Origin of the sequence: Sphingobacterium rhinopitheci (genome assembly GCF_022627575.1) — a bacterium.
Taxonomy (GTDB): Bacteria; Bacteroidota; Bacteroidia; order Sphingobacteriales; family Sphingobacteriaceae; genus Sphingobacterium; species Sphingobacterium rhinopitheci.
The window spans coordinates 304898-326334 of sequence record NZ_JADEYQ010000002.1 but is presented as its reverse complement, the minus strand read 5'-3'; the positions used below and the strand labels follow the sequence as shown (position 1 = coordinate 326334).

Annotated in this window: 22 protein-coding genes; 17 read left to right on the top strand and 5 right to left on the bottom strand. The window is 35.6% G+C overall.

Annotation, left to right across the window (positions count from 1 at the left end):
- Positions 1-28: 28 nt before the first annotated feature.
- A complete protein-coding gene (locus IP023_RS04070; RefSeq protein ID WP_241788973.1) occupies positions 29-880 on the bottom strand; it encodes a M23 family metallopeptidase in 852 nt (283 codons plus the stop codon).
- Positions 881-1008: 128 nt separating this feature from the next.
- Between IP023_RS04070 and mutY the strand changes: the two genes are divergently transcribed.
- The 16 genes from mutY (at position 1009) to groL (ending at position 15342) form a co-directional block, all read left to right on the top strand.
- Entirely contained in the window at positions 1009-2061 is a 1053-nt protein-coding gene (gene mutY, locus IP023_RS04065) for an A/G-specific adenine glycosylase (protein ID WP_241788972.1), read from the top strand.
- 13 nt (positions 2062-2074) lie between these two features.
- Positions 2075-2530 carry a single-stranded DNA-binding protein gene (locus tag IP023_RS04060; protein ID WP_241788971.1) on the top strand — a complete coding sequence of 152 codons (456 nt, stop codon included), beginning with the start codon at positions 2075-2077 and terminating at the stop codon, positions 2528-2530.
- Between the two features lie 64 nt (positions 2531-2594).
- The gene (pheS, locus tag IP023_RS04055; protein WP_241788970.1) at positions 2595-3632 is read left to right on the top strand and encodes a phenylalanine--tRNA ligase subunit alpha; all 1038 of its coding nucleotides are present in this window, start codon (positions 2595-2597) and stop codon (positions 3630-3632) included.
- A 35-nt stretch (positions 3633-3667) separates the two neighbouring features.
- Positions 3668-4045: a hypothetical protein gene (locus IP023_RS04050; protein WP_241788969.1), complete on the top strand. Its 378-nt coding sequence runs from the start codon at positions 3668-3670 to the stop codon at positions 4043-4045.
- A 9-nt stretch (positions 4046-4054) separates the two neighbouring features.
- Positions 4055-4630 carry a TetR/AcrR family transcriptional regulator gene (locus tag IP023_RS04045; protein WP_241788968.1) on the top strand — a complete coding sequence of 192 codons (576 nt, stop codon included), beginning with the start codon at positions 4055-4057 and terminating at the stop codon, positions 4628-4630.
- Positions 4631-4707: 77 nt separating this feature from the next.
- A complete protein-coding gene (gene rlmD, locus IP023_RS04040) occupies positions 4708-6123 on the top strand; it encodes a 23S rRNA (uracil(1939)-C(5))-methyltransferase RlmD (protein ID WP_241788967.1) in 1416 nt (471 codons plus the stop codon).
- Position 6124: 1 nt separating this feature from the next.
- Positions 6125-6529 carry a hypothetical protein gene (locus tag IP023_RS04035; RefSeq protein WP_241788966.1) on the top strand — a complete coding sequence of 135 codons (405 nt, stop codon included), beginning with the start codon at positions 6125-6127 and terminating at the stop codon, positions 6527-6529.
- A 147-nt stretch (positions 6530-6676) separates the two neighbouring features.
- Positions 6677-7351, top strand: a complete 675-nt coding sequence (locus IP023_RS04030) for a hypothetical protein (protein ID WP_241788965.1) — start codon at positions 6677-6679, stop codon at positions 7349-7351.
- Positions 7352-7459: 108 nt separating this feature from the next.
- Complete coding sequence (locus IP023_RS04025) at positions 7460-8143, top strand: OmpA family protein (protein WP_317224526.1); 684 nt, start codon at positions 7460-7462, stop codon at positions 8141-8143.
- 151 nt (positions 8144-8294) lie between these two features.
- The gene (gene miaB, locus IP023_RS04020; RefSeq protein WP_241788963.1) at positions 8295-9728 is read left to right on the top strand and encodes a tRNA (N6-isopentenyl adenosine(37)-C2)-methylthiotransferase MiaB; all 1434 of its coding nucleotides are present in this window, start codon (positions 8295-8297) and stop codon (positions 9726-9728) included.
- A 19-nt stretch (positions 9729-9747) separates the two neighbouring features.
- Complete coding sequence (locus tag IP023_RS04015) at positions 9748-11022, top strand: sigma 54-interacting transcriptional regulator (protein WP_241789131.1); 1275 nt, start codon at positions 9748-9750, stop codon at positions 11020-11022.
- 9 nt (positions 11023-11031) lie between these two features.
- Positions 11032-11562, top strand: a complete 531-nt coding sequence (locus IP023_RS04010) for an LptE family protein (RefSeq protein ID WP_241788962.1) — start codon at positions 11032-11034, stop codon at positions 11560-11562.
- A gap of 13 nt (positions 11563-11575) precedes the next feature.
- Positions 11576-12778: a hypothetical protein gene (locus IP023_RS04005; protein WP_241788961.1), complete on the top strand. Its 1203-nt coding sequence runs from the start codon at positions 11576-11578 to the stop codon at positions 12776-12778.
- Positions 12779-12793: 15 nt separating this feature from the next.
- On the top strand, positions 12794-13147 hold the full coding sequence (gene secG / locus IP023_RS04000; RefSeq protein ID WP_241788960.1) for a preprotein translocase subunit SecG: 354 nt from the start codon (positions 12794-12796) through the stop codon (positions 13145-13147).
- A 210-nt stretch (positions 13148-13357) separates the two neighbouring features.
- Complete coding sequence (locus IP023_RS03995) at positions 13358-13633, top strand: co-chaperone GroES (protein WP_241788959.1); 276 nt, start codon at positions 13358-13360, stop codon at positions 13631-13633.
- A 74-nt stretch (positions 13634-13707) separates the two neighbouring features.
- Positions 13708-15342 carry a chaperonin GroEL gene (gene groL, locus IP023_RS03990; protein ID WP_241788958.1) on the top strand — a complete coding sequence of 545 codons (1635 nt, stop codon included), beginning with the start codon at positions 13708-13710 and terminating at the stop codon, positions 15340-15342.
- Positions 15343-15400: 58 nt separating this feature from the next.
- Here the strand turns inward: groL and IP023_RS03985 are convergent, their stop codons facing one another.
- The 4 genes from IP023_RS03985 to IP023_RS15875 form a co-directional block, all read right to left on the bottom strand.
- Positions 15401-16684, bottom strand: a complete 1284-nt coding sequence (locus IP023_RS03985) for an ATP-binding protein (RefSeq protein WP_241788957.1) — start codon at positions 16682-16684, stop codon at positions 15401-15403.
- Positions 16685-17358: 674 nt separating this feature from the next.
- Complete coding sequence (gene recG / locus IP023_RS03980) at positions 17359-19464, bottom strand: ATP-dependent DNA helicase RecG (protein WP_241788956.1); 2106 nt, start codon at positions 19462-19464, stop codon at positions 17359-17361.
- Between the two features lie 241 nt (positions 19465-19705).
- Entirely contained in the window at positions 19706-20092 is a 387-nt protein-coding gene (locus tag IP023_RS03975) for a RidA family protein (RefSeq protein ID WP_241788955.1), read from the bottom strand.
- Between the two features lie 2 nt (positions 20093-20094).
- Entirely contained in the window at positions 20095-20202 is a 108-nt protein-coding gene (locus IP023_RS15875; RefSeq protein WP_317224525.1) for a DUF6728 family protein, read from the bottom strand.
- A gap of 82 nt (positions 20203-20284) precedes the next feature.
- On the opposite strand from IP023_RS15875, the gene nagA reads away from it, so the two are divergent.
- The gene (gene nagA / locus IP023_RS03970) at positions 20285-21397 is read left to right on the top strand and encodes an N-acetylglucosamine-6-phosphate deacetylase (protein ID WP_241788954.1); all 1113 of its coding nucleotides are present in this window, start codon (positions 20285-20287) and stop codon (positions 21395-21397) included.
- The last annotated feature ends 40 nt before the right edge of the window (positions 21398-21437 follow it).

The window sequence follows — 21437 nt, the reverse complement described above, 5'->3', positions numbered from 1 at the left end:
TCTAATATATGCCACTCTTATTTTGATGTTATAATGAAAAATATTTTTCAGGATTAATTTTTTTATCGTTTTTAAGGATCTCGTAATGTAGGTGTGGGCCTGTACTTCTTCCCGTGCTTCCTAATAATCCAACGGTGCCACCTGCTTCGATTTTTTCCCCTCTTTTGACTAGCGTACGTTTAAGGTGTGCATAACGTGTTTCGTAGCCATTGGAATGTTTGATTTTTACCACATTACCATATTGTCCATCATAGCCAGAAAAAATGACTATTCCGGAAGCGGTAGATTTGATCAAATCCCCAGTTCTGCCCTTCAGGTCTATTCCTGAATGCATCTCTCTACCACGATTCGTAAATGGATTGGAACGATAGCCAAACTTCGATGATATTGATCCTGGATGCGGTACCCCAAGTGGTATACTCGATAGTTTTTTATCTAATTCTTTGAGTGCATCTTCATAATAATCCGTTAGCAGTTCAATTTTTGATAAATCGTTTTCTTCGGGCCCACCTACATTAGGTAGCTTAATTGTTTTCAGCCCTCTTTTTTTCATTTTATTATTAATGCTCTCTAAAGTAGAGTCAATTTTTGTAAAAGACTTCTTTGCTTCTTCTACAGTTTTTTCGGTCTCACTATTAGAAATACTCAAACGGCGTTTTTCTTCATTCACTTTGTCCAAAGTAGCTTCATATTGTGAGCTTATGTCTTGTGCTTTTTTTTGCGTTGTTACGTACAACAAACTTCCAACCAAAACTACTACTAAGGATAATATAGCTACTAGGATATTCTTCCAATGCCTAAGAAAAAATGTAGGAATTTCTAACTTTTTGTCAGACTGTCCCTCTATACTTATTCGTACAGCAGATTTTTTGTTTAGCATATTTTTATTATAAATTTATTATATACAACGTGCAAAAATACGATTTATTTGATTGGTAGTCAACTTTCTATTCCTGTTTGTCAATAAGTTGCCGTTAAATATTGTTAAATATTCCGCATCTTTGTGCTATGTCTTTAGCACAAAAACTTATTGATTGGTATAGTGAGCATGGTCGTGATTTGCCCTGGCGCAATACCAATAATCCGTATATTATATGGCTATCAGAGATTATATTGCAACAGACGCGTGTAGAGCAAGGATTGCCCTATTTCTATCGTTTTGTAGATGCTTTTCCTACAGTCTCTTCTTTTGCTGCGGCACAAGAAGAAGAAATTTTAAGGCTATGGCAAGGCTTAGGGTACTACTCCAGAGCACGTAATATGCATAAAGCTGCCAAATTAGTGATGCAATTGTTCGATGGGGTTTTTCCTACTGCCTATGAGGATGTGATTAAGTTGCCTGGTGTAGGTGATTATACAGCTGCTGCGGTTTCTTCTTTTAGTGTGAATGAAAATAGAGCGGTCTTGGATGGTAATGTTTTTCGGGTGCTTTCACGGTATTATGGTATTGATGTGCCGATAAATACCGGACAAGGGAAGAAGATATTTCATGCTGTAGCACAAGATATTCTTCCCAAAGATCAAGCGGCAATATACAATCAAGCAATTATGGATTTTGGTGCTACCGTTTGCAAACCAAAAGCTGCTTTTTGTGAAGCATGTGTATTACGACTAGAATGCGTTGCCTCACGTGAGAATAGCGTATCGCTATTGCCTGTAAAAATCAAAGGTAAAGGAAGTAGAAATAGGTACTTCCATTATTTTGTGATTCAAGAAGGTGATTCTATAGTAATGAATAAAAGAGGAGAATCGGATGTATGGGCTAATCTGTATGAGTTTCCACTCATAGAAACGTCTACAGATAGTTCGCTTGAGGAATTAGTGATGTCTCCAGAATACCAACAATATTTCGGTTCTGTGCTATTAGAGCCTGTTGGTGAACAGGTCAAACATATACTTAGCCATCAAAATATACACGCTAAATTTTATCGAATTACTGAGCCTCACTTGATTATACAAAAAAAAGAGGGCTGGAATTATCATTTGTTAGAAAAATTGGATAAATTAGCTAAACATAAACTTATTTTTTCTTTTATCAACAAGTATATGTTAACTAATTAAATTCCTAAATTATATGTCGAGTATTAACAAAGTTATTTTAGTAGGTCACTTGGGTAAAGATCCTGAGTTGCGCTATTTAGAGGGAAACGTCAGCGTTGCAAGTTTTCCATTGGCAACTTCAGAAACATTTAATAAAGATGGTAGAAAGGTCGAACAAACAGAATGGCACAATATTGTCATGTGGAGAGGTTTGGCAGATGTTGCTGCAAAATACCTAACCAAGGGGAGGTTAGTGTATATAGAGGGAAAGCTTCGCACGAGATCCTATGAAGATAAAGAAGGGATAAGAAGGTATACAACGGAAATCGTAGCCGAAAGTTTCAATATATTAGGTAGACGATCCGATTTTGAAAACCCTAATGCCAATCAAGCATCTACAACATCTACAGCATCTGCAGCCAACCCAGTACAAGAACAATCAGTAGATTTTACAGAGAATAATGACGATTCGGATGGATTACCTTTTTAAGCACTAAAATTATTTTAGTAATCCTGTTCTATAAGTTTTATTTTTTTGCTGTATCTTTGAAATTATGTTGCAAGATAAGATAAAGCAGTATACAGAAGAAATTGAGCAATTTAGCCCAGCTTCAGCTGCTGATGTAGAAAATTTTAGGTTAAAATTCTTAGTTTCTAAGGGTATTATAAAAAGCTTATTCGAAGAGTTTAAAACTGTTCCTAACGAAGAGAAAAAAGGAATGGGTAAAGCGCTTAATGAATTCAAGCAATTAGCAGAATCAAAATTTGAAAATGCTCAATTGGAATTCACACAAGCTTCGGATGCGCCTAAACGTCAAGAAGGTGATTTGACATTGCCAGGTGAAGGTTTTCAATTAGGCTCTCGTCATCCCTTGTCATTGGTAAGAAAAGAAATTGTAGAGATATTCAAAAAACTTGGTTTTATCGTTTCTGAGGGGCCTGAGATTGAAGATGATTGGCACAATTTCTCTGCTTTAAATTTTCCGCCAGAGCATCCTGCACGCGATATGCAAGATACATTTTTCATTAAGAAACAAGATGGTAATGATATAGCGCTTCGTACGCATACATCATCTGTTCAGGTTAGAATGATGGAAGCTGGAAGACCTCCTTTTCGTGCAATCATGCCAGGGCGTGTATATAGAAATGAAGCTATCTCTGCGCGTGCGCACTGTTTCTTTCATCAAGTGGAAGGTTTGTATGTTGATGAAAACGTGTCTTTCGCTGACTTGAAGCAAACATTGTTTCATTTCGTACAAGAGTTATATGGTGAAGGAACAAGAGTTCGTTTCCGTCCGTCCTATTTTCCTTTTACAGAGCCTTCGGCAGAAATGGACATCTCTTGTACAATTTGTAAAGGTAATGGGTGTAACTTGTGTAAGGGCTCAGGTTGGGTTGAGATTTTAGGTTGCGGTATGGTAGATCCCAATGTGTTAGAAAACTGTAATATTGACAGTAAGAAATATTCCGGTTTTGCATTTGGTATGGGGATTGAACGAATCACCAATCTGAAATATGAAATTAAAGATTTACGCCTATTCTCTGAAAACGATAGCCGATTCTTGTCGCAGTTCGAAACAGAGATGATATAATGAAATTATTTGCTGGATATGTTGCATCTTTCTTTTTGCTTTTAGCATTGCTAGGTTGTGGAAAAGAGGGATGCAATATAATTCCGGATGCTAAGGTTAATATTTCAATTAGTCAAGGCTCAACTCTAAATTTAAGTGCTCACGGCAATTATGATTATTTCTTCGATCAAGGGTACGCCGGGGTAGTCTTAATAAATAATAATGGAAGGGTATATGCATTTGATCTTTGTAGTACTATCAATCCAACTAACAGAAATCCTGTTACGGTCGTGGACAATGCTTATTTCTTTGATCGTGAAAGTGGTGCCAAATGGTTGCTCGATGGTAGCCCTGCAGCAGTAGCTGAGTGTCCCCTGAAAGGATATGCAGTGACCACATCCAACAATGGATTCACTTATAATGTGCGATATTAATTAATATAGATGCAGCAAGATAAAATAGCACTATCGATAAAAAAAAATGCTCGAGATTTATTTCGTAAGTACGGCTACAACAAAACCAGTGTAAATGAATTAGCTAAGTCCTCGAGTATATCGAAAGCAACATTTTATAAGCATTTCGAATCCAAAGAGATTATCTTGCACGAAGTGTTAATGGATTATATTCGTGAAAATGTGGACGATATCTTGAAGAAAAATGTCCAAGAAGAAGATTTACCCACTTTTTTAGCTAATATTATTCTTAAAGTAAGTAGGGTGACCTATATCGTGTGCAATGAGTTTATAGGCTGGGAATTTATTCGGGAATCTACAAATGCTCAAGAATACCTAAAGATATTGTCCGAAGATTTGGAGTTTTTATTGTTAAGTTCTTTTATCAAGAATAATACTATAGGTAATACTATTCCTGAAGAGAAGCTCACTTTCTTGATAAAGACAAGTAAGAATGTTGTCTTTTCTTTTGCGTTTACCGCGGTTACAGATGCGGATGTGCGCAAAAATTTTATTTCCTTTCAAAAAGAGATTCTTCCTTATCTCGTTCAAGCGACTTTGAATTAGTTTTATTTGTTATCATTTTATCTTCCAATCATAAGGTTGCAATTTATTGCTTGTAAAAATGTATTTTTGCAAAATATATGGGAAGAAGAAGACCACAAGAGAAACAGACTATTAGTAATGTTGAGATTTTTGATATTGCTGAAGAAGGTAAAGGTGTAGGAAGACACGAGGATTTAGTGCTTTTTATTGATAAAGCTATTCCTGGTGATATTGTTGATGTAGAGCTACATCGTAAAAAGAAAAACTTCGCCGAAGGAAAGGTGACAGCAATTCAACAAGAATCTCCGTATCGTATCACACCATTTTGTCCTCACTTTGGTGTTTGTGGTGGGTGCAAGTGGCAGCATATGTCGTATGAAGGACAGTTGAAATTTAAGCAACAGTCTGTAGATAATGCTTTGGCTCGCATCGGTAAAGTAGATACTTCATCGATGGAAGACATTTTACCTTCGGTACAAACAGAATATTATCGTAATAAATTAGAATATACTTTCTCGAATAAGCGTTGGTTGACAAATGTTGATGAAGAGGTTTTGCCGGATTCAATGGACGCATTAGGGTTTCACGTGCCAGGACGCTTTGATAAGATTTTAGATATCGATCATTGCTACTTGCAACAAGATCCTTCCAATGATATTCGTAATGCTGTAGGTGCATTTGCTAAAGAAAATAACTTTTCTTTTTATGACTTAAGAGCTCATGAAGGTGCCTTGCGCAATCTAATTATACGAACTTCTTCTACAGGTGAGATCATGGTTATTGTAGTATTTGCTTATCCCGAAGAAGGACAAGTAGAACTGATGATGAATTATCTTGCAGGTAAGTTCCCAACAATTGATTCATTATTATATATAATCAATCAAAAACGTAACGATACTATCTTCGATCAGGAAGTTTTACTATACAAGGGCAAAGATTTTATATATGAAGAGATGGAAGGCCTGAAGTTTAAGGTTGGTCCTAAATCATTCTATCAAACAAATTCGCGTCAAGCGTATGAATTATATAAGATTACAAGAGAATTTGCCGATCTGAAAGGCCATGAATTGGTATACGATTTGTATACTGGAGCAGGTACGATCGCAAATTTTGTAGCCAAATCAGCTAGAGAGGTTGTGGGAGTAGAATATGTACCTACCGCTATTGAGGATGCTAAGGTAAATTCTGAAATCAATGGTGTGCACAATACTAAGTTCTACGCTGGTGATATGAAGGATGTGTTGACAGCCGAATTTGTGGCTATTCACGGTAAACCTGATGTGATTATTACGGATCCGCCACGTGCAGGTATGCATGCAGATGTAGTAGCACGTATATTGGAGATGGAAGCACCAAAGGTAGTTTATGTAAGTTGTAATGCCGCAACACAGGCACGTGACTTAGAAATGATGGCGGCTAAATATGATGTAGTACGCATCAAGCCGGTGGATATGTTTCCACAAACGCAACACGTGGAGAATGTAGTATTATTAAAATTAAAAGAAGTTATTTAATATGGAACTTTCAGATCTTTTAGGCGCTAATCAGGCGGAAGGTGATGGCGCCGAAGCAGCGTCAAAACCTAGCCCATTACAAAGTTTAAAATTTGATTTGGACTTTTACAGTGATTCTATTAAAGAGATCTCTACAGAGATGGTAACTGAAGGGTATACGTTATACCCAATTTTTATCGCTCACCAGCATGAAGTTAGTTTAGGAGAGCTTATCTTGGATAAAAATGAGCTAAATACTAAATGGTCGATAAATGCGAGTTCTGTTGAAGAGTTTGTAGATAGAGGAGTTATCAAAGAAGATCGAAAAGCTAGTTTTGAGAAGAATTTTAAAAGCGCCAAAGAATACATGTGTTTATTTGTCGTAGTACCGGAAGGCGCCAATTTTGTGTTTTATCCATACAAATAAATCTTTTCGAACATTAAAACTTTTTAACATTTTCAGGTCAAATAAATGTTTACTTTAGTATTAATGTTAAAGAATATATTTAAACTATTAATCGTTTTTCCTCTTTTGTTTTTAACAAGTCAGGAAACGTGGGCTCAAATGAGTACTATGCCACAGATATCGGGTCTTGTTTTAGAGAAAACAACAGGCAAACGATTAGCTGATGTGAATGTTATAAATCTACGTACAAATAGAAAATCCATTTCTAATAATTTTGGCGTTTTTTATATAGACGCAATGGTGGGTGATAGTTTGTCGTTGACCAAAGTCGGATACGGCTCTATAAAGACGACAATAAATACCTTAGAAGATATTCTTTTAGAGATGCAGCCAGGCATGCAAATTGAAGAAGTTGTCGTAGCCCGCAAAACCAAACAACAAGATATGGAGGATATCCTTCGTGATTTTGAAAAAAAAGGAATCTATAATGGGGGTAAGAACCGTGTAGGGACATATCTTAATAGTCCTGCAACGGCACTATATAACCTGTTTGGACGTGAGGCAAAGAACATGAAGCGCTTTGAGAAATTTATGAATCGTGAAGTCAATGAAATTGCTATCGATCGAATATTTACACAAAAAGTCGTTTCCGAAACAACAGATCTCGAAGGAGAGGAATTATTGAATTTTATGGAGTTATATCGTCCGCCATATGAATCGGTAATCAAGTGGGGGCAATATGATCTTTTAAATTATATCACTACTTCTTTCAAGAGTTGGGAAGCGCAAGGTAGACCAGCGCCGGTTAGGTTGCCGAAATTAGAAATACCAGAGCAAAATTAATAGTGTATTTATTTTACTGATGCAGTAGATTAATTTGTTTTCTCGGTTTTTGGCATCTGCTTTGTCTTACTATAATAATATTAGATAAATTAATATACAATTATGAAAATGAATAGAAAATTAGCGGTTATTGGTCTTTCAGTGGCTACTTCTGCAATGTTATTTGGAAGCTGTACAGCTGTGCAAAATGCTAGTAACTCAACTAAAGGAGCTGTTATAGGTACTACTGCTGGTGCGGGTGTGGGTGCTTTAATTGGTGGTAAAGCTGGTAACACTGCTATTGGTGCTATTGCTGGTGCTGCTATTGGTGGATTGGCGGGTACATTGATAGGTAAAAAAATGGACAAGCAAGCTAAAGAGATTGAAAACTCTGTTGCTGGTGCTGAAGTAGAACAAGTAGGAGAGGGTATATTAGTGAAATTTGATTCAGGTATTTTATTTGATACGGGTAAAGCTACTTTGAAGACTGCAGCAAAACAAAACATTGCTAAATTAGTAGAAACTTTAAATAAAGAGCCTAATACGGAAATTTTAGTTTTAGGACATACTGATAATACAGGTTCTTTGGCAGTAAATGAAAAATTATCTTTAGAGCGTGCTAATGCCGTTAAAGCATATGCTGTTTCTCAAGGGTTGGCTTCAAGTCGTATTGAGACTGAAGGTAAAAACTACTCTGAGCCTATCGCTTCTAATGATACTGAAGCAGGTCGTGCACAAAATCGCCGTGTTGAGATTGTTATCGTTGCAGGTAAAAAAATGCAAGAAGAAGCTAAAAAACAAGCTGCTCAATAGGTTGTCAATAAGTCATTATAGTAAGGGCGTTGGATGTAAATTCAACGCCCTTACTCTTTTTATAGGGATAGCGTAAAATTTTTGTAATGCTGACATTATGTCACAGAAATTGAGTTTTTATTCTTAACTTTGTGTTCTTTTATATTATGCAATGTTAGAGTTATCACATACCACGAAAACACACGATGAATCTCGTCAAGGAGAGGCTTTAGAGTTAATGCCAACAGGGAAATCGGATGGTCGTAAATTATATATTGAAAGTTATGGCTGTCAGATGAATTTTTCTGATAGTGAGATTGTTGCTTCTATCTTAATTGATAATGGTTTTGAAACAACAAAGGAATACAGAGAGGCAGATGTTATTTTTATAAATACTTGTTCTATTCGTGAGAATGCAGAACAAAGAGTACGCAAACGCTTAAAGGAATTTGGTGCTGTTAAAGCTAAAAATCCAGGCCTTATTGTCGGCGTTTTAGGTTGTATGGCCGAACGATTAAAAGCTAAATTTTTGGAAGAAGAAAAATTAGTTGATGTTGTTGTCGGGCCAGATGCTTATCGTGATCTTCCTAATTTGATCGACAAAGTAGAAGATGGTAATAAAGCGGTAAATGTTTTGCTTTCAAGAGAAGAAACCTATGCTGATATCAGCCCTGTTCGTTTGAATTCGAATGGTGTAGCGGCATTTATTTCTATCATGCGTGGGTGTGATAATATGTGTTCTTTCTGTGTTGTTCCGTTTACGCGTGGCCGCGAAAGAAGCCGTGATGTAGCATCTATTGTTAGAGAGGCTCAAGATCTATTTAATGCTGGTTACAAAGAGGTAACACTATTAGGACAGAATGTAGATTCTTATAAATATACACCTAAGGTGGAAGATGGTGAGGAGCCTCTTCCTACTGTTAATTTTGCGAATTTGTTGGCATTAGTTGCTGATGTAAGTCCAGAATTACGTGTTCGTTTTTCTACATCACACCCTAAAGACATTACCGATGAGGTATTGTATACAATGGCCAAATATGAAAATATATGCAACTATATCCATCTGCCAGTTCAATCGGGTAATTCACGTATATTAGATATCATGAATCGTACCTACGATCGTGAATGGTATATGGAGCGTGTGGATGCCATACGTCGTATTATTCCGGGTTGTGCTATCTCTACAGATGTGATTACAGGTTTCTGTACAGAAACAGAAGAGGAGCATCAAGATACATTATCAATGATGGATTATGTGAAGTATGATTTTGCTTATATGTTTGCTTATTCAGAACGTCCAGGTACATTGGCGGCAAAGCGTTTTGAAGATGATATACCTGAGGAAGTAAAGAAAAGACGTCTTACTGAAGTCGTTAATAAGCAACAAATACATAGTTTAGAGCGTGCTCAACAGCATGTTGGTAAAGTACATAAAGTATTGATTGAAGGTTTTTCAAAACGCTCTGATTTGGATTATTGTGGTCGTAATGATCAAAATACAATGGTGGTATTCCCGGTAGATCCGCGGTATAAAGTAGGGGATTATGTGCAAGTAGAAGGGATTAGTTGTACTTCAGCTACATTGATAGGGAAAATCGTAGATTAATTTTAAACTTGCTGCCATGATGGATATTCAAAATATTAAAAATAGATTTGGTATTATTGGGAATTCCCCCTTGCTTAATCGTGCAATTGATGTAGCTAAGCAGGTCGCGCCAACAGATATTTCGGTATTGATCCAAGGTGAAAGTGGTTCTGGTAAAGAAGTGTTTTCGCATATAATACATCAAATGAGTGCGCGCAAACATGGTTCTTTTATTGCAGTAAACTGCGGGGCCATTCCCGAAGGAACGATAGATTCAGAATTGTTTGGGCATGAGAAAGGATCTTTTACGGGAGCACATGAGGCCCGTAAGGGATATTTTGAGGTTGTAGATGGCGGTACCATATTTTTGGATGAAGTTGGTGAGCTTCCTTTAAATACACAAGCACGTTTGTTACGTGTTTTAGAATCTGGAGAATACATTCGTGTAGGATCTTCAAAAGTTCAAAAAACAAATGTTCGTGTCGTAGCAGCAACAAATGTAGACGTCTATGAAGCGGTTAAAAAAGGTAAGTTTAGAGAGGACTTATATTACAGGTTAAATACTGTTCCTTTGAAAGTACCACCGCTGCGCGAACGTAAAGAGGATATTTACTTGCTATTTCGTAAGTTCGTAGTTGACTTTACGGATAAATATAGGTCGCCTAATGTACAATTAACGTCAGATGCTCAAGAGTTATTAATGAGCTATTCTTGGCCTGGAAATGTTAGGCAGCTAAAAAATATCGCTGAGCAGATAGCTGTTTTAGAAAAAGAACGCGTAGTAGATGCTGTTATCTTACATCGTTATTTGCCCGAAGAGCATAAAACAAGTACACTACCGATGACTTTTAAAGAGCAAGGTAGAGAAGATTTCTCGGAGAGAGATATCTTATATAAGGTCCTTTTTGACATGAAAAAGGATATGGTTGATTTGAAAAAATTAGTTGTTGAATTGATTCAAAATGGTGTTGACAGCTCTTCTTTTGAGCAACATACTCCCTATATTAATCAACTTTATCAAGAGGTGAGTCCTGTACCTGCCCAATTATATAGTGAGGAGCAAAAAATCTCTACACCGACAATTATTCATAATCCTTCAGCTGTATCTGCTGTTAATGGTAATAGTAATTATGTTCCTTTGGATACACAAGAGGCCGAAGAAGTGGAAGAGTCGCTCTCATTAGTGGACAAAGAGTCCGACTTAATAAAAAAGGCATTAAAAAAACATAAAGGGAAACGCAAGGCAGCAGCTTATGAATTAGGTATTTCAGAGCGTACTTTATATAGAAAAATAAAAGACTTAAATTTAGAATAAGAACTTTTTATGTGCAAGGTATTAAAACATTTAAAATCAATCAGCCTTTTGTGTTTGATGGTTTTATTGGTGCAAAGTTGTGGTGTTAAATATAGCTTTACCGGTGGTTCTATTCCCAAAGGAATGAATACGTATACGGTGATGTATTTTGAAAATTTATCACCATTGGTTTATACACCCCTAAGTCAAAACTTTACCGAAGCATTAAAAGATAGAATTCGTACGCAATCTAGTCTTAGTCAGGTGAATAATGATGGAGATGCCATATTTGAAGGCGTGATCACAAGTTATGTTATTGGGCCTGCTGGGGTGATTTCGGGCACGACAGATAGAGCCGAGAGTAGTCGTCTGACCATTACTGTTAAAGTGAAATACACGAATAAATTGGATCCTACCGGAGAAAGCGATTTTGAAGATAGTTTTTCACAGTTTCAAGATTTCCCTGGCGCTGATATTACAGCGTATGAAGCAAAAATAAATACTGACATTATTAAAATGTTGACAGAGGATGTGTATAACAAAGCATTTGCTAATTGGTAGTAATTAACCTTTTATGAGAGAACTAAGTCATTCACAGCATACATTATATACACAGGCGCTCAAAGATCCTTCTCAGTTATCGGAGGAAGATTTGCTGCAGCTGATTGTACGTTATCCTTATTCACAGCCTTTGATATTTGCCTACGAGCGAAGAAAAGTACAATGTGAAGAAGGCTCACCGAATAAGTCATTAGCATTACTATATGCACAAAGTGCAGCATGGCTTTATGCTTTCGTGAATCAAATTGTTGTTGATGACAGCGAGGTTTTAGTAGAAGATGTTTCGAGTGAGCAATTTGAAAATATTTCTTCGGAATCAGATTTGTATGATGATACTGCGCCTACTTCTGTCAATCACCTTGAGGGCGTAGACGAGGTGGCAATAGTTGAATCTTTTGATGATAGCGTATTGTTAAGTGGGGATTTGCAAGAGCAATTGGATACTGTTGATATAGTGCAAGAATTAGTTCAAGAAGAAGCTTTAGACGACGATATCCTGATTAATAATGAAAGCCTTATGGAAGAGGCTAGCTCTTTAGATAAAGAGGACCAAAGAGAACAAGATGAGCTAGATCTTCTTGTAAACCAAGGTAGCGTTATGGTAGATTATCTGGTATTTGAAAGTAAGAAAGATAAAATAGAACAAGAGGAACTAGCTATCGACGATGTTCAAGATGCAGATAATGTAAGTCTTTATAATGACGATTTGATGCCGTATAGTTTTAGATGGTGGTTGCAAAAAACAAGACTTGAACATGCTAGTACTTATCAGCCATTTATTGTTTCTGCTGGTCAAAAATCTAATTCGTTCAATACTGTTATAGATTTTAATAAAATTGATGAGCATATACTTGATCAACAAATAAAAGAGAATTTCTTTCATTTTCAAGACCCTGAAGAGAAGCTTAGTGAGCAGGTAAGAAGTCGTCCTTTGCCAGTGACGGAGCCCAAAAAGACGGATATTATCATTGAACGTTTTATTCGTAAAGAACCTATCATTCAGGCTCCTTCAGCGGAAAATTTGAATACTGAAAATATGGCTAGGCAAAGTGCTGAAGATAATTATGTATTTGTAACTGAAACATTAGCAAACATTTACAAAGAGCAAGGTCTATTTCAGAAATCAATTGAGGTTTTGAATAAATTAATTTTGAAATATCCAGAAAAAAAATCGTATTTTGCGTCCCAAATTCAAGAATTAGAAAAGAACTTATAATTTTATAATATAAAAATGACAACATTATTTATTATCCTGATTATTTTGGTGAGTGTAATTTTAGCATTCTTCGTATTGATTCAAAACCCTAAAGGCGGTGGTTTATCATCAGGATTTGCAGGCGGAAGTAACTTGATGGGAGTGCAACGCACAGGTGATTTCTTAGAAAAAGGAACATGGACGATGGCGATCCTTCTAATTGTGCTTAGTATTGCACTTAATATAGTAGGCCCTGCTGCAAATGTTAGTACAGGAGGTAATTTGTCAAAAGATATTGAAGTGCCTATTCAAAGTGCTCCATTGAATTTGAATACTAATCCAGTGCAAAATCAAGCAGCTCCAACAACTGCCCCTGATTCTACTAAGTAATCAAATTATACAATATTGATAAGCTCTACCAATTTTTGGTAGGGCTTTTTTATTACATTATTTTGCTGTCAACGTGACAATTTGTCGACTAAACACTGTCAAAAAATTACTAATATTAGGAAAAAGTGACAAAAATTAATCTTTATGTCAATTGGCACAATTGGTGATATTGATTAAGTAACTTAAAGAAAAAACTATAACTATATAATTATGGCATTAAATATTAAACCTATTGGAGACAGAGTAGTAGTAGAAGCTGCTCCTGCAGAAGAAAAAACAGCATCTGGTATCTATATTCCTGATACAGCAAAAGAAAAACCATCACAAGGTACGATTGTAGCTGTAGGTACTGGAAAACCTGAAGAACCATTAACGGTTAAAGTTGGTGATAAAGTATTGTATGGTAAATATGCAGGTACAGAAATTACTTATGAAGGTAAAGAGTACTTAATTATGCGTGAATCTGATATCTACGCAGTTCTTTAATAATTGGTTTATAGCAAATAAGTAAAGTAGATACAAATTAGTAAAATTAATCACATTACTCAACTAAACAAAAAATGGCAAAACAAGTAAGATATAATGTTGAAGCGCGTGAAGCACTTAAAAAAGGTGTTGACACATTAGCAAATGCAGTAAAAGTAACTTTAGGTCCTAAAGGACGTAATGTAATCATTGAGAAAAAATTTGGTTCTCCAGCGATCACTAAAGATGGTGTTACTGTAGCCAAAGAAATTGAATTGAAAGATTCTATCGAGAACATGGGTGCTCAAATGGTAAAAGAGGTAGCTTCTAAAACTGCTGATCAAGCAGGTGATGGTACTACGACTGCTACTGTATTAGCACAAGCAATCGTTGCACCAGGTATTAAATCTGTAGCAGCAGGCGCTAACCCAATGGACCTTAAACGTGGTATTGATAAAGCTGTTTCGGCTGTTGTTGCTAACTTAAAAGCACAATCTCAAACAGTAGGTCAAGACAATAATAAAATCAAACAAGTAGCTTCTATCTCTGCAAATAATGACGAAGTAATCGGTTCATTAATTGCGGAAGCAATGGAAAAAGTGGGTAACGACGGTGTAATCACTGTAGAAGAAGCTAAAGGTACAGAAACTGAAGTAAGAACGGTAGAAGGTATGCAATTCGACCGTGGTTATTTATCTCCTTACTTTGTTACTAACCCAGACAAAATGGAAGCGGAATTAGAAAACCCTTACATCTTGATCTACGACAAGAAAATCAGTAACATGAAGGAATTATTACCTGTATTAGAGAAACAAGTACAAACAGGTAAGCCTTTAGTAATCATTGCTGAAGATTTAGACGGAGAAGCGTTAGCTACTTTAGTAGTAAACAAAATCCGTGGTTCATTGAAAGTGGCTGCTGTTAAAGCTCCAGGTTTTGGTGACCGTCGTAAAGCTATGTTAGAAGATATCGCTATCTTGACTGGTGGTACAGTAATCTCTGAAGAAAGAGGTTTCAAATTAGAGAATGCTGAATTGTCTTACTTAGGCCAAGCTGAAAAGGTAGTGATCGATAAAGATAATACTACAGTAATCAATGGTGCTGGTAATGCTGATGATATTAAAGCGCGTGTAGCTCAAATTCGTTCTCAAATCGAAACTACTACTTCTGATTACGATCGTGAAAAATTACAAGAGCGTTTAGCGAAGTTGTCTGGTGGTGTTGCTGTTCTTTATGTAGGTGCAACTACTGAAGTAGAGATGAAAGAGAAAAAAGACCGTGTTGATGATGCTTTACATGCAACTCGTGCAGCTGTAGAAGAAGGTATCGTAGCTGGTGGTGGTGTAGCTTTCATCCGTGCTTCTGAAGCGTTAAAAGATTTAAGAGGTGCTAACGAAGACGAAAATATCGGTATTGATATTATCAAGCGTGCGATCGAAGAGCCTTTACGTCAAATTTGTTTCAATGCGGGTATCGAAGGTGCTGTAATTGTACAAAAAGTTAAAGAAGGTACTGCAGATTACGGTTACAATGCGCGTACAGATAAATTTGAAAATTTAATTGGTGCAGGTGTTATTGACCCTACTAAAGTTTCACGTGTAGCGTTAGAGAATGCTGCTTCTGTAGCTTCAATGTTATTAACTACGGAGTGTGTATTGGCTGATGAACCAGAAGAAAATGCTGGTGCTGGTGCTCCTCCAATGGGTGGTGGCATGGGTGGAATGATGTAATATTATTCCAATGCATAAATAATAAAGGGGCAAATTTTTTAATTTGCCCCTTTATTATTTATGCATTGTTTATTGTAGTATTCAATTGGTCTAAACTGATTGGTTTTAATAAGTAATTAGTTACATAGTTAGTTAATTGCTCTTTATTGTCAATTTGAGTTACATTGGCAGAGCATATTATAATTTTTGGTACTGCTCTACCTTCTTTTTTACAATTGTCAACGATTATTTTCGTCGCTTCTATACCATTAATAAGAGGCATTTGAATATCCATTAAAATGACATCAAATGTTTTGTGTGCACAAATATCTACTGCTTCTTGACCATTATTCGCAAATTCATAAGTATGATTAAGCTTTTCAAGCATTTTTGCTAATACGATTTGATTTATTTTATGGTCTTCTGATATTAGTATATGTAATACTTTTTGTTCTTGCATTAGTTTATTATTTGTTTTTTCCGTGTTTTTATTCCGTGCTATTGCTTCTTGATTGATAGTGATATTAGGTATCGTAAATTTGAAGCAAGAACCCTTTTCAATTGTACTTTCAACTGTGATTTCTCCATCCATTAGTTCTATCAATTTTTTGGAAATCGCTAAACCCATTCCAATACCATTGTTTTCAATGCTATTTGTTGTATTCAACTGTGTGAATGGTGTGAATAATTTATTATGATGCTCATCAGCAATACCAATACCTGTATCTTCAACAGTAGTTGTTAATACTGATTTATTAGCATCATAGCTAATAGTACAATTAATATAACCTTGATTAGTGAATTTTATAGCATTACTTAGCAAGTTAATAAGAACTTGTTTGTATTTAACTCTATCTAATAGTATATAATTAGGTGTATTCTCTAATACAGCTGTATACAAATTTATGTTTTTATCCTTAATTTGCGTAATCATTAGATCATTAGTTTCTATCGCTGTCTGTCTAATATCGAATATTTCGTTGTTTAATGTTAATTTATTGGCTTCGATTTTCGATAGATCTAACAGGTCATTTATGAGATCCACCAATGTTTTACTACTAATATCTAAAGATTGAACGAGTTTTTTTTGTTCCTCATTAAGTACTTGTATTTTCAATAAATCTGCAATACCAACGATCCCATTTAAGGGCGTTCGTATTTCATGGCTGATATTCATGATAAAATTTGTCTTTGCAAGGGTTGCTTTTTCTGCATATTCTTTAGCGATAACAAGTTGGGTATAAGATTCTTGTAGTTTTTCTTTTTGTTTAATAATTTTTAGCTGTATGTCATCATTGATACTTGTGAAAGTAATTGTGATAATAAGTGTAATAGCTATGACTTGTAGAAAAGCTAGTTTCATATCAAATATCTGTGTTCTGACGGATGAATATGGGATAATGATGTCGTAATAGTAATTCTGTATCACTAAAACTAGAGCTGTTAAAAAAAGTATATATGCAATGAAATAATTACGATAATTGGGGGTTAAGCATAAGATGCTCGCTGTGAAATAAATAAAGAAAAACATCGGTATGGAGCCTAGTAATCCTCCGTTGAATATCCAGCCTATTGGTAGAAATGTAACTAGGATACCAAGGTACAAACATCTTTCTTTATCGGATATCAAATTCCTTATCGAATAATAAAAGGCGGAGGAATGTATTAACGTAATAATTATGACTACTATATTGGCTTCAAATGGTAAATCGATTGATATATTGACAATAATACTTATTAAAGAGGAGATAATTAGAGAGAAGCTAAATACAGCAAGAAGTCTATTTTTTATGGATATATTATTCCAATTTAGACGTTTAAAAATAATATGAGAAAAGCTCATTTAGGAGATGTGTAAGAATAATTCGTTAGTGCTAAATTGTGATATCTAATACATTAAATATACATCCCAAATATAAAAATATAATAAATGTTTTGCTGTTTTTTAATAAAATGTTTTTGTAATGAAGTGTATTTTTATATTATTAAATAGGAATTTAGACTATCTTATTCCAATTTTGCCCCCTGTGTTGGTTTTTAGGAAATCTTATCCCAAATTATGCCTGGAGTACGTTGGTTGAGGTAATAAATCAGTGTATTGTTCTTTTCTAATTGAAGATTAGGGTCTTCTTTGAAAATATCTATTACGGTTTGTCTTGCGCGTGCTAATATTTGTTGGTCTTTAGCTAAGTCAGCAATTTTCATGTCCAATATACCTGATTGTTGGGTACCTGATATGTCGCCAGGGCCACGTAATTGTAAATCTACCTCAGCAATTTCAAAACCATCGTTCGTTTGAACCATAGTTTCTATTCGTGTACGTCCTTCTTTACTCAGCTTATTACCTGACATTAATATACAAAAGGACTGCTCAGCACCTCGTCCTACACGACCTCTTAGTTGGTGTAATTGGGAAAGGCCAAATCGTTCAGCGTTCTCTATCACCATCACAGAGGCATTGGGTACATTTACTCCGACCTCTATTACCGTTGTAGCTACCATTATCTGTGTTTCCCCTTTGACGAATCGCTGCATTTCAAAATCTTTGTCTTTCACAGGCATTTTGCCGTGTACAATACTTATTTTAAAATCAGGTAGGGGGAACTCTTTTTGTAAACTTTCTAAGCCAGATTCGAGATTTAATAAATCTAGTTTCTCCGATTCTTTGATCAATGGATATACAATATAAACTTGTCTTCCTTTGGCAATTTCTTCGCGCATAAAACCAAATACGCGCAGTCTTTGATTTTCAAAGAAATGTACAGTTTTGATAGGTTTTCGACCGGCAGGTAGTTCATCAATAATAGAAATATCCAAATCTCCATACATTGTCATTGCTAATGTTCGAGGAATTGGTGTGGCCGTCATTACAAGCATGTGCGGAGGAATTGTATTTTTGCGCCATAATTTTGCGCGCTGTTCTACACCAAAACGATGCTGCTCATCAATAACAACAAAACCAATATTTTTGAATTTGACCTTATCTTCAATTAATGCATGGGTTCCAATCAAGATATCTAAGGTTCCTTCTTCTAATTCTTGATGTATAATGCGTCTTTCTTTTGTCCCTGTGGATCCTGTTAATAGTTTTACAGTACATATGCCATCGCCCAATAATTCCTTTAAGCCGTGATAATGTTGTGTTGCTAAGATCTCTGTAGGAGCCATCATGCATGCTTGATAGCCATTGTCTATAGCTAGTAGCATACTCATCAGTGCAACGACAGTTTTACCTGATCCTACATCCCCCTGTACAAGACGGTTCATCTGTGCGCCAGTATTGGTGTCTAAACGGATTTCCTTAACTACTCGTTTTTGTGCATTTGTTAATGGAAAGGGTAAACGATCATTGAAAAAAGTATTAAATTTTTCGCCTACTTGATTGAAAATATGTCCTTTGTATTTCTGCGTATTGAGTTGTTTATTTCGCAATAGACGTAATTGAATAAAGAATAATTCTTCAAATTTTAAACGTTGAATTGCGGCATTTAGATCATTTACATTTTGTGGAAAATGAATAGAAAGCATCGCTTTCTTATGATCTATAAGTTTATTCTTATCTAGAATATACTGCGGTAAATTTTCTGATATTGAATTGTATACGGTTTCAAGAGCTGTTTGCTGAAGCCTTTGTATTCCTTTAGTATCTAGATTAAATTTTTTTAGTTTTTCGGTAGATGAATAGACAGGTTGCATTGTCATATTACCTACTTTTTTCTCTGTAGAATTATATAACTCCATCTCCGGATGGGTGATAGAAATATGACCATTGAATTCTGTAGGCTTGCCGTATATAATATATACCGATCCTACTTTAAGTCCTTTTTTGAGCGATATGATGCTTTGAAACCAAACCAATTCCATACTTCCGGTTTCATCTCTAAATTGTCCTACTAATCTTTTCCCTTTCTTTTCTCCGACTTCTTTCAACGAAATTAATCTTCCTAATACTTGGGCTCCTATCAAGTCAGCATGTAGCTGTCTTATCTTGTGGAATTGGGTACGGTCCACATAGCGGAATGGATAATATTGTAATAAATCACCAATAGTGAATAGCTGTAGCTCCTTTTTGAGCACATCTGCTTTTTGAGGACCAACACCTTTGAGGTATTCTATGGGAGTGATATATGATAAATTAGCCATGTTGTATAAGGGCTAATTTACTAAAAACTTTACTAAACCCGATTTTGTAAATGTAAATTACTAATGGTCAATGTGCTGATGCAAGTCGTGCTGCTCTATATGTTACCTTTTAAAATAGCAAGATTTGAATTTCTCTGTTGTGTACGCTTTTGTTATTCATCTTTCATAGGTAATATAGCGGTGTTATAATCGCTAATTAAAAGAAAAAGCTACCTTTTAGAGTAGCTTTTAAAATTTGGTGTTATCCTTTCCAGGCGATAACGGATATCTCTACGTTTACATTTTTTGGTAATGTCTTTACGGCCACGCATTCACGTGCAGGTTGGTTTTCTGTAAAGTATTGTGCATACACTTCATTTACAGCTGCAAAATTGCCCATGTCACTCAAAAAGATTGAAGCTTTTACGACGTCATTGAAAGTATATCCTGCATTTTCTAAGATAGCATTTACATTTTTTAGAACTTGATGTGTCTCATCTATCACCCCAGTTTCTACCAGTTCCATTGTTTCCGGAATCAAGGGGATTTGACCTGATACATATAATGTTTTATCTGCTTTTACAGCTTGATTATAAGGTCCAATAGCCGCAGGAGCATTTTTTGTGTTTAAAATTTCTTTTTGTGCCATGTTTATTTGTCGATAAATATTTTGTATAAAATACCCAATATGAAGACAGTGATAGCAATACCGTTTATAATATGCATTGCACGTATACTTTCAGATTTAGGATTTTTCAATTTTTAGAGATTTAAATTTTATACTAAGGTACAAGGACTATTAAAATAAACAAAATGAATCTTGAAATGATTAAATTGCATTATGAATAAACCTATTGCTTTATACAATGGAACCATCTATACCAATTATGATGTTTTATTTGGTCAATCTATCTTAATTAAAGATGGATTAATCGAGGATATAGTTGATGCGAATACGATACCTGATCAATACGAAAAATATGATTTAAAAGGAGCTACTATCTGTCCAGGATTGATAGATTTACAGATTTATGGTACAGGATCGGATTTGTATTCTGCAGATTTGACTAGCGAATGCATCCAAAGGATAGAAAATAACTTATTGAAACAAGGTTGTACTACTTTTTACTTGACATTGGCCACTAATAGTATAGCATTGTTTAAGGAAGCTATATCAATATTTAAATCCTCTACGCGGAGATCGGCAGCAGGCTTACACCTTGAAGGTCCATTTCTTAATGAAAAGAAAAGAGGAGCACATCCTGCGGATCTAGTGATTCCTATCGCTGTTCCTGTCTTGGTAGATCTATTATCTGAGGCTGACGATGTGGTGAAGATTATGACTGTGGCTCCTGAACTTGCGAATATAGCATCATTGGATTACCTTAAAGAAAAGAATATACTAGTAAGTGCAGGACATAGTAATGCTACATTTGAACAAGCTACAGCGGCATTTGATGCTGGCATTCCTGCGGTTACACACCTTTGGAATGCCATGTCACCATTGCATCACCGTGATATGGGTGTGCCTGGTGCCACTTTCAACCACGATACGGTCTGTGCTTCTATCATCGTAGATGGTATTCATGTGGATTATGATGCCGTCAAGCTGAGTAAAAAAATGATGGGCGAGCGATTGTTTTTAATTACAGATGCTGTTGCTTCATGTAGTACTTCTGTGTATCAGCACATATTGAATGGCGATCATTATATTTTACCTGACGGCACGTTGTCTGGTTCTGCTTTGTCTTTATTGATGGCTATTGAAAATTGTGTGAAGAACGTTAATATGGATATAGGTGAAGCTATTCGTATGGCCACATTGTATCCAGCGCGATTGATGAAATTGCAAGATGTAGGTCAACTGAAAAAAGGTTTCCGTGCTAATATTACGGCTTTCGATCATGATTTTAATGTTAAGGCTGTATTTTTAGATGGAGAAAAAGTAGTTTAAGGTATTAACGGAATTGTAAAAAATTAAATACGTTTTCAAT

Coding starts and splice junctions, on each gene's coding strand:
- IP023_RS04070 (WP_241788973.1), bottom strand. CDS start 880: ATGCTAAACAAAAAATCTGCTGTACGAATAAGTATAGAGGGACAGTCT.
- mutY (WP_241788972.1), top strand. CDS start 1,009: ATGTCTTTAGCACAAAAACTTATTGATTGGTATAGTGAGCATGGTCGT.
- IP023_RS04060 (WP_241788971.1), top strand. CDS start 2,075: ATGTCGAGTATTAACAAAGTTATTTTAGTAGGTCACTTGGGTAAAGAT.
- pheS (WP_241788970.1), top strand. CDS start 2,595: ATGTTGCAAGATAAGATAAAGCAGTATACAGAAGAAATTGAGCAATTT.
- IP023_RS04045 (WP_241788968.1), top strand. CDS start 4,055: ATGCAGCAAGATAAAATAGCACTATCGATAAAAAAAAATGCTCGAGAT.
- rlmD (WP_241788967.1), top strand. CDS start 4,708: ATGGGAAGAAGAAGACCACAAGAGAAACAGACTATTAGTAATGTTGAG.
- IP023_RS04035 (WP_241788966.1), top strand. CDS start 6,125: ATGGAACTTTCAGATCTTTTAGGCGCTAATCAGGCGGAAGGTGATGGC.
- IP023_RS04030 (WP_241788965.1), top strand. CDS start 6,677: ATGCCACAGATATCGGGTCTTGTTTTAGAGAAAACAACAGGCAAACGA.
- IP023_RS04025 (WP_317224526.1), top strand. CDS start 7,460: ATGAATAGAAAATTAGCGGTTATTGGTCTTTCAGTGGCTACTTCTGCA.
- miaB (WP_241788963.1), top strand. CDS start 8,295: ATGTTAGAGTTATCACATACCACGAAAACACACGATGAATCTCGTCAA.
- IP023_RS04015 (WP_241789131.1), top strand. CDS start 9,748: ATGGATATTCAAAATATTAAAAATAGATTTGGTATTATTGGGAATTCC.
- IP023_RS04010 (WP_241788962.1), top strand. CDS start 11,032: ATGTGCAAGGTATTAAAACATTTAAAATCAATCAGCCTTTTGTGTTTG.
- IP023_RS04005 (WP_241788961.1), top strand. CDS start 11,576: ATGAGAGAACTAAGTCATTCACAGCATACATTATATACACAGGCGCTC.
- secG (WP_241788960.1), top strand. CDS start 12,794: ATGACAACATTATTTATTATCCTGATTATTTTGGTGAGTGTAATTTTA.
- IP023_RS03995 (WP_241788959.1), top strand. CDS start 13,358: ATGGCATTAAATATTAAACCTATTGGAGACAGAGTAGTAGTAGAAGCT.
- groL (WP_241788958.1), top strand. CDS start 13,708: ATGGCAAAACAAGTAAGATATAATGTTGAAGCGCGTGAAGCACTTAAA.
- IP023_RS03985 (WP_241788957.1), bottom strand. CDS start 16,684: ATGAAACTAGCTTTTCTACAAGTCATAGCTATTACACTTATTATCACA.
- recG (WP_241788956.1), bottom strand. CDS start 19,464: ATGGCTAATTTATCATATATCACTCCCATAGAATACCTCAAAGGTGTT.
- IP023_RS03975 (WP_241788955.1), bottom strand. CDS start 20,092: ATGGCACAAAAAGAAATTTTAAACACAAAAAATGCTCCTGCGGCTATT.
- nagA (WP_241788954.1), top strand. CDS start 20,285: ATGAATAAACCTATTGCTTTATACAATGGAACCATCTATACCAATTAT.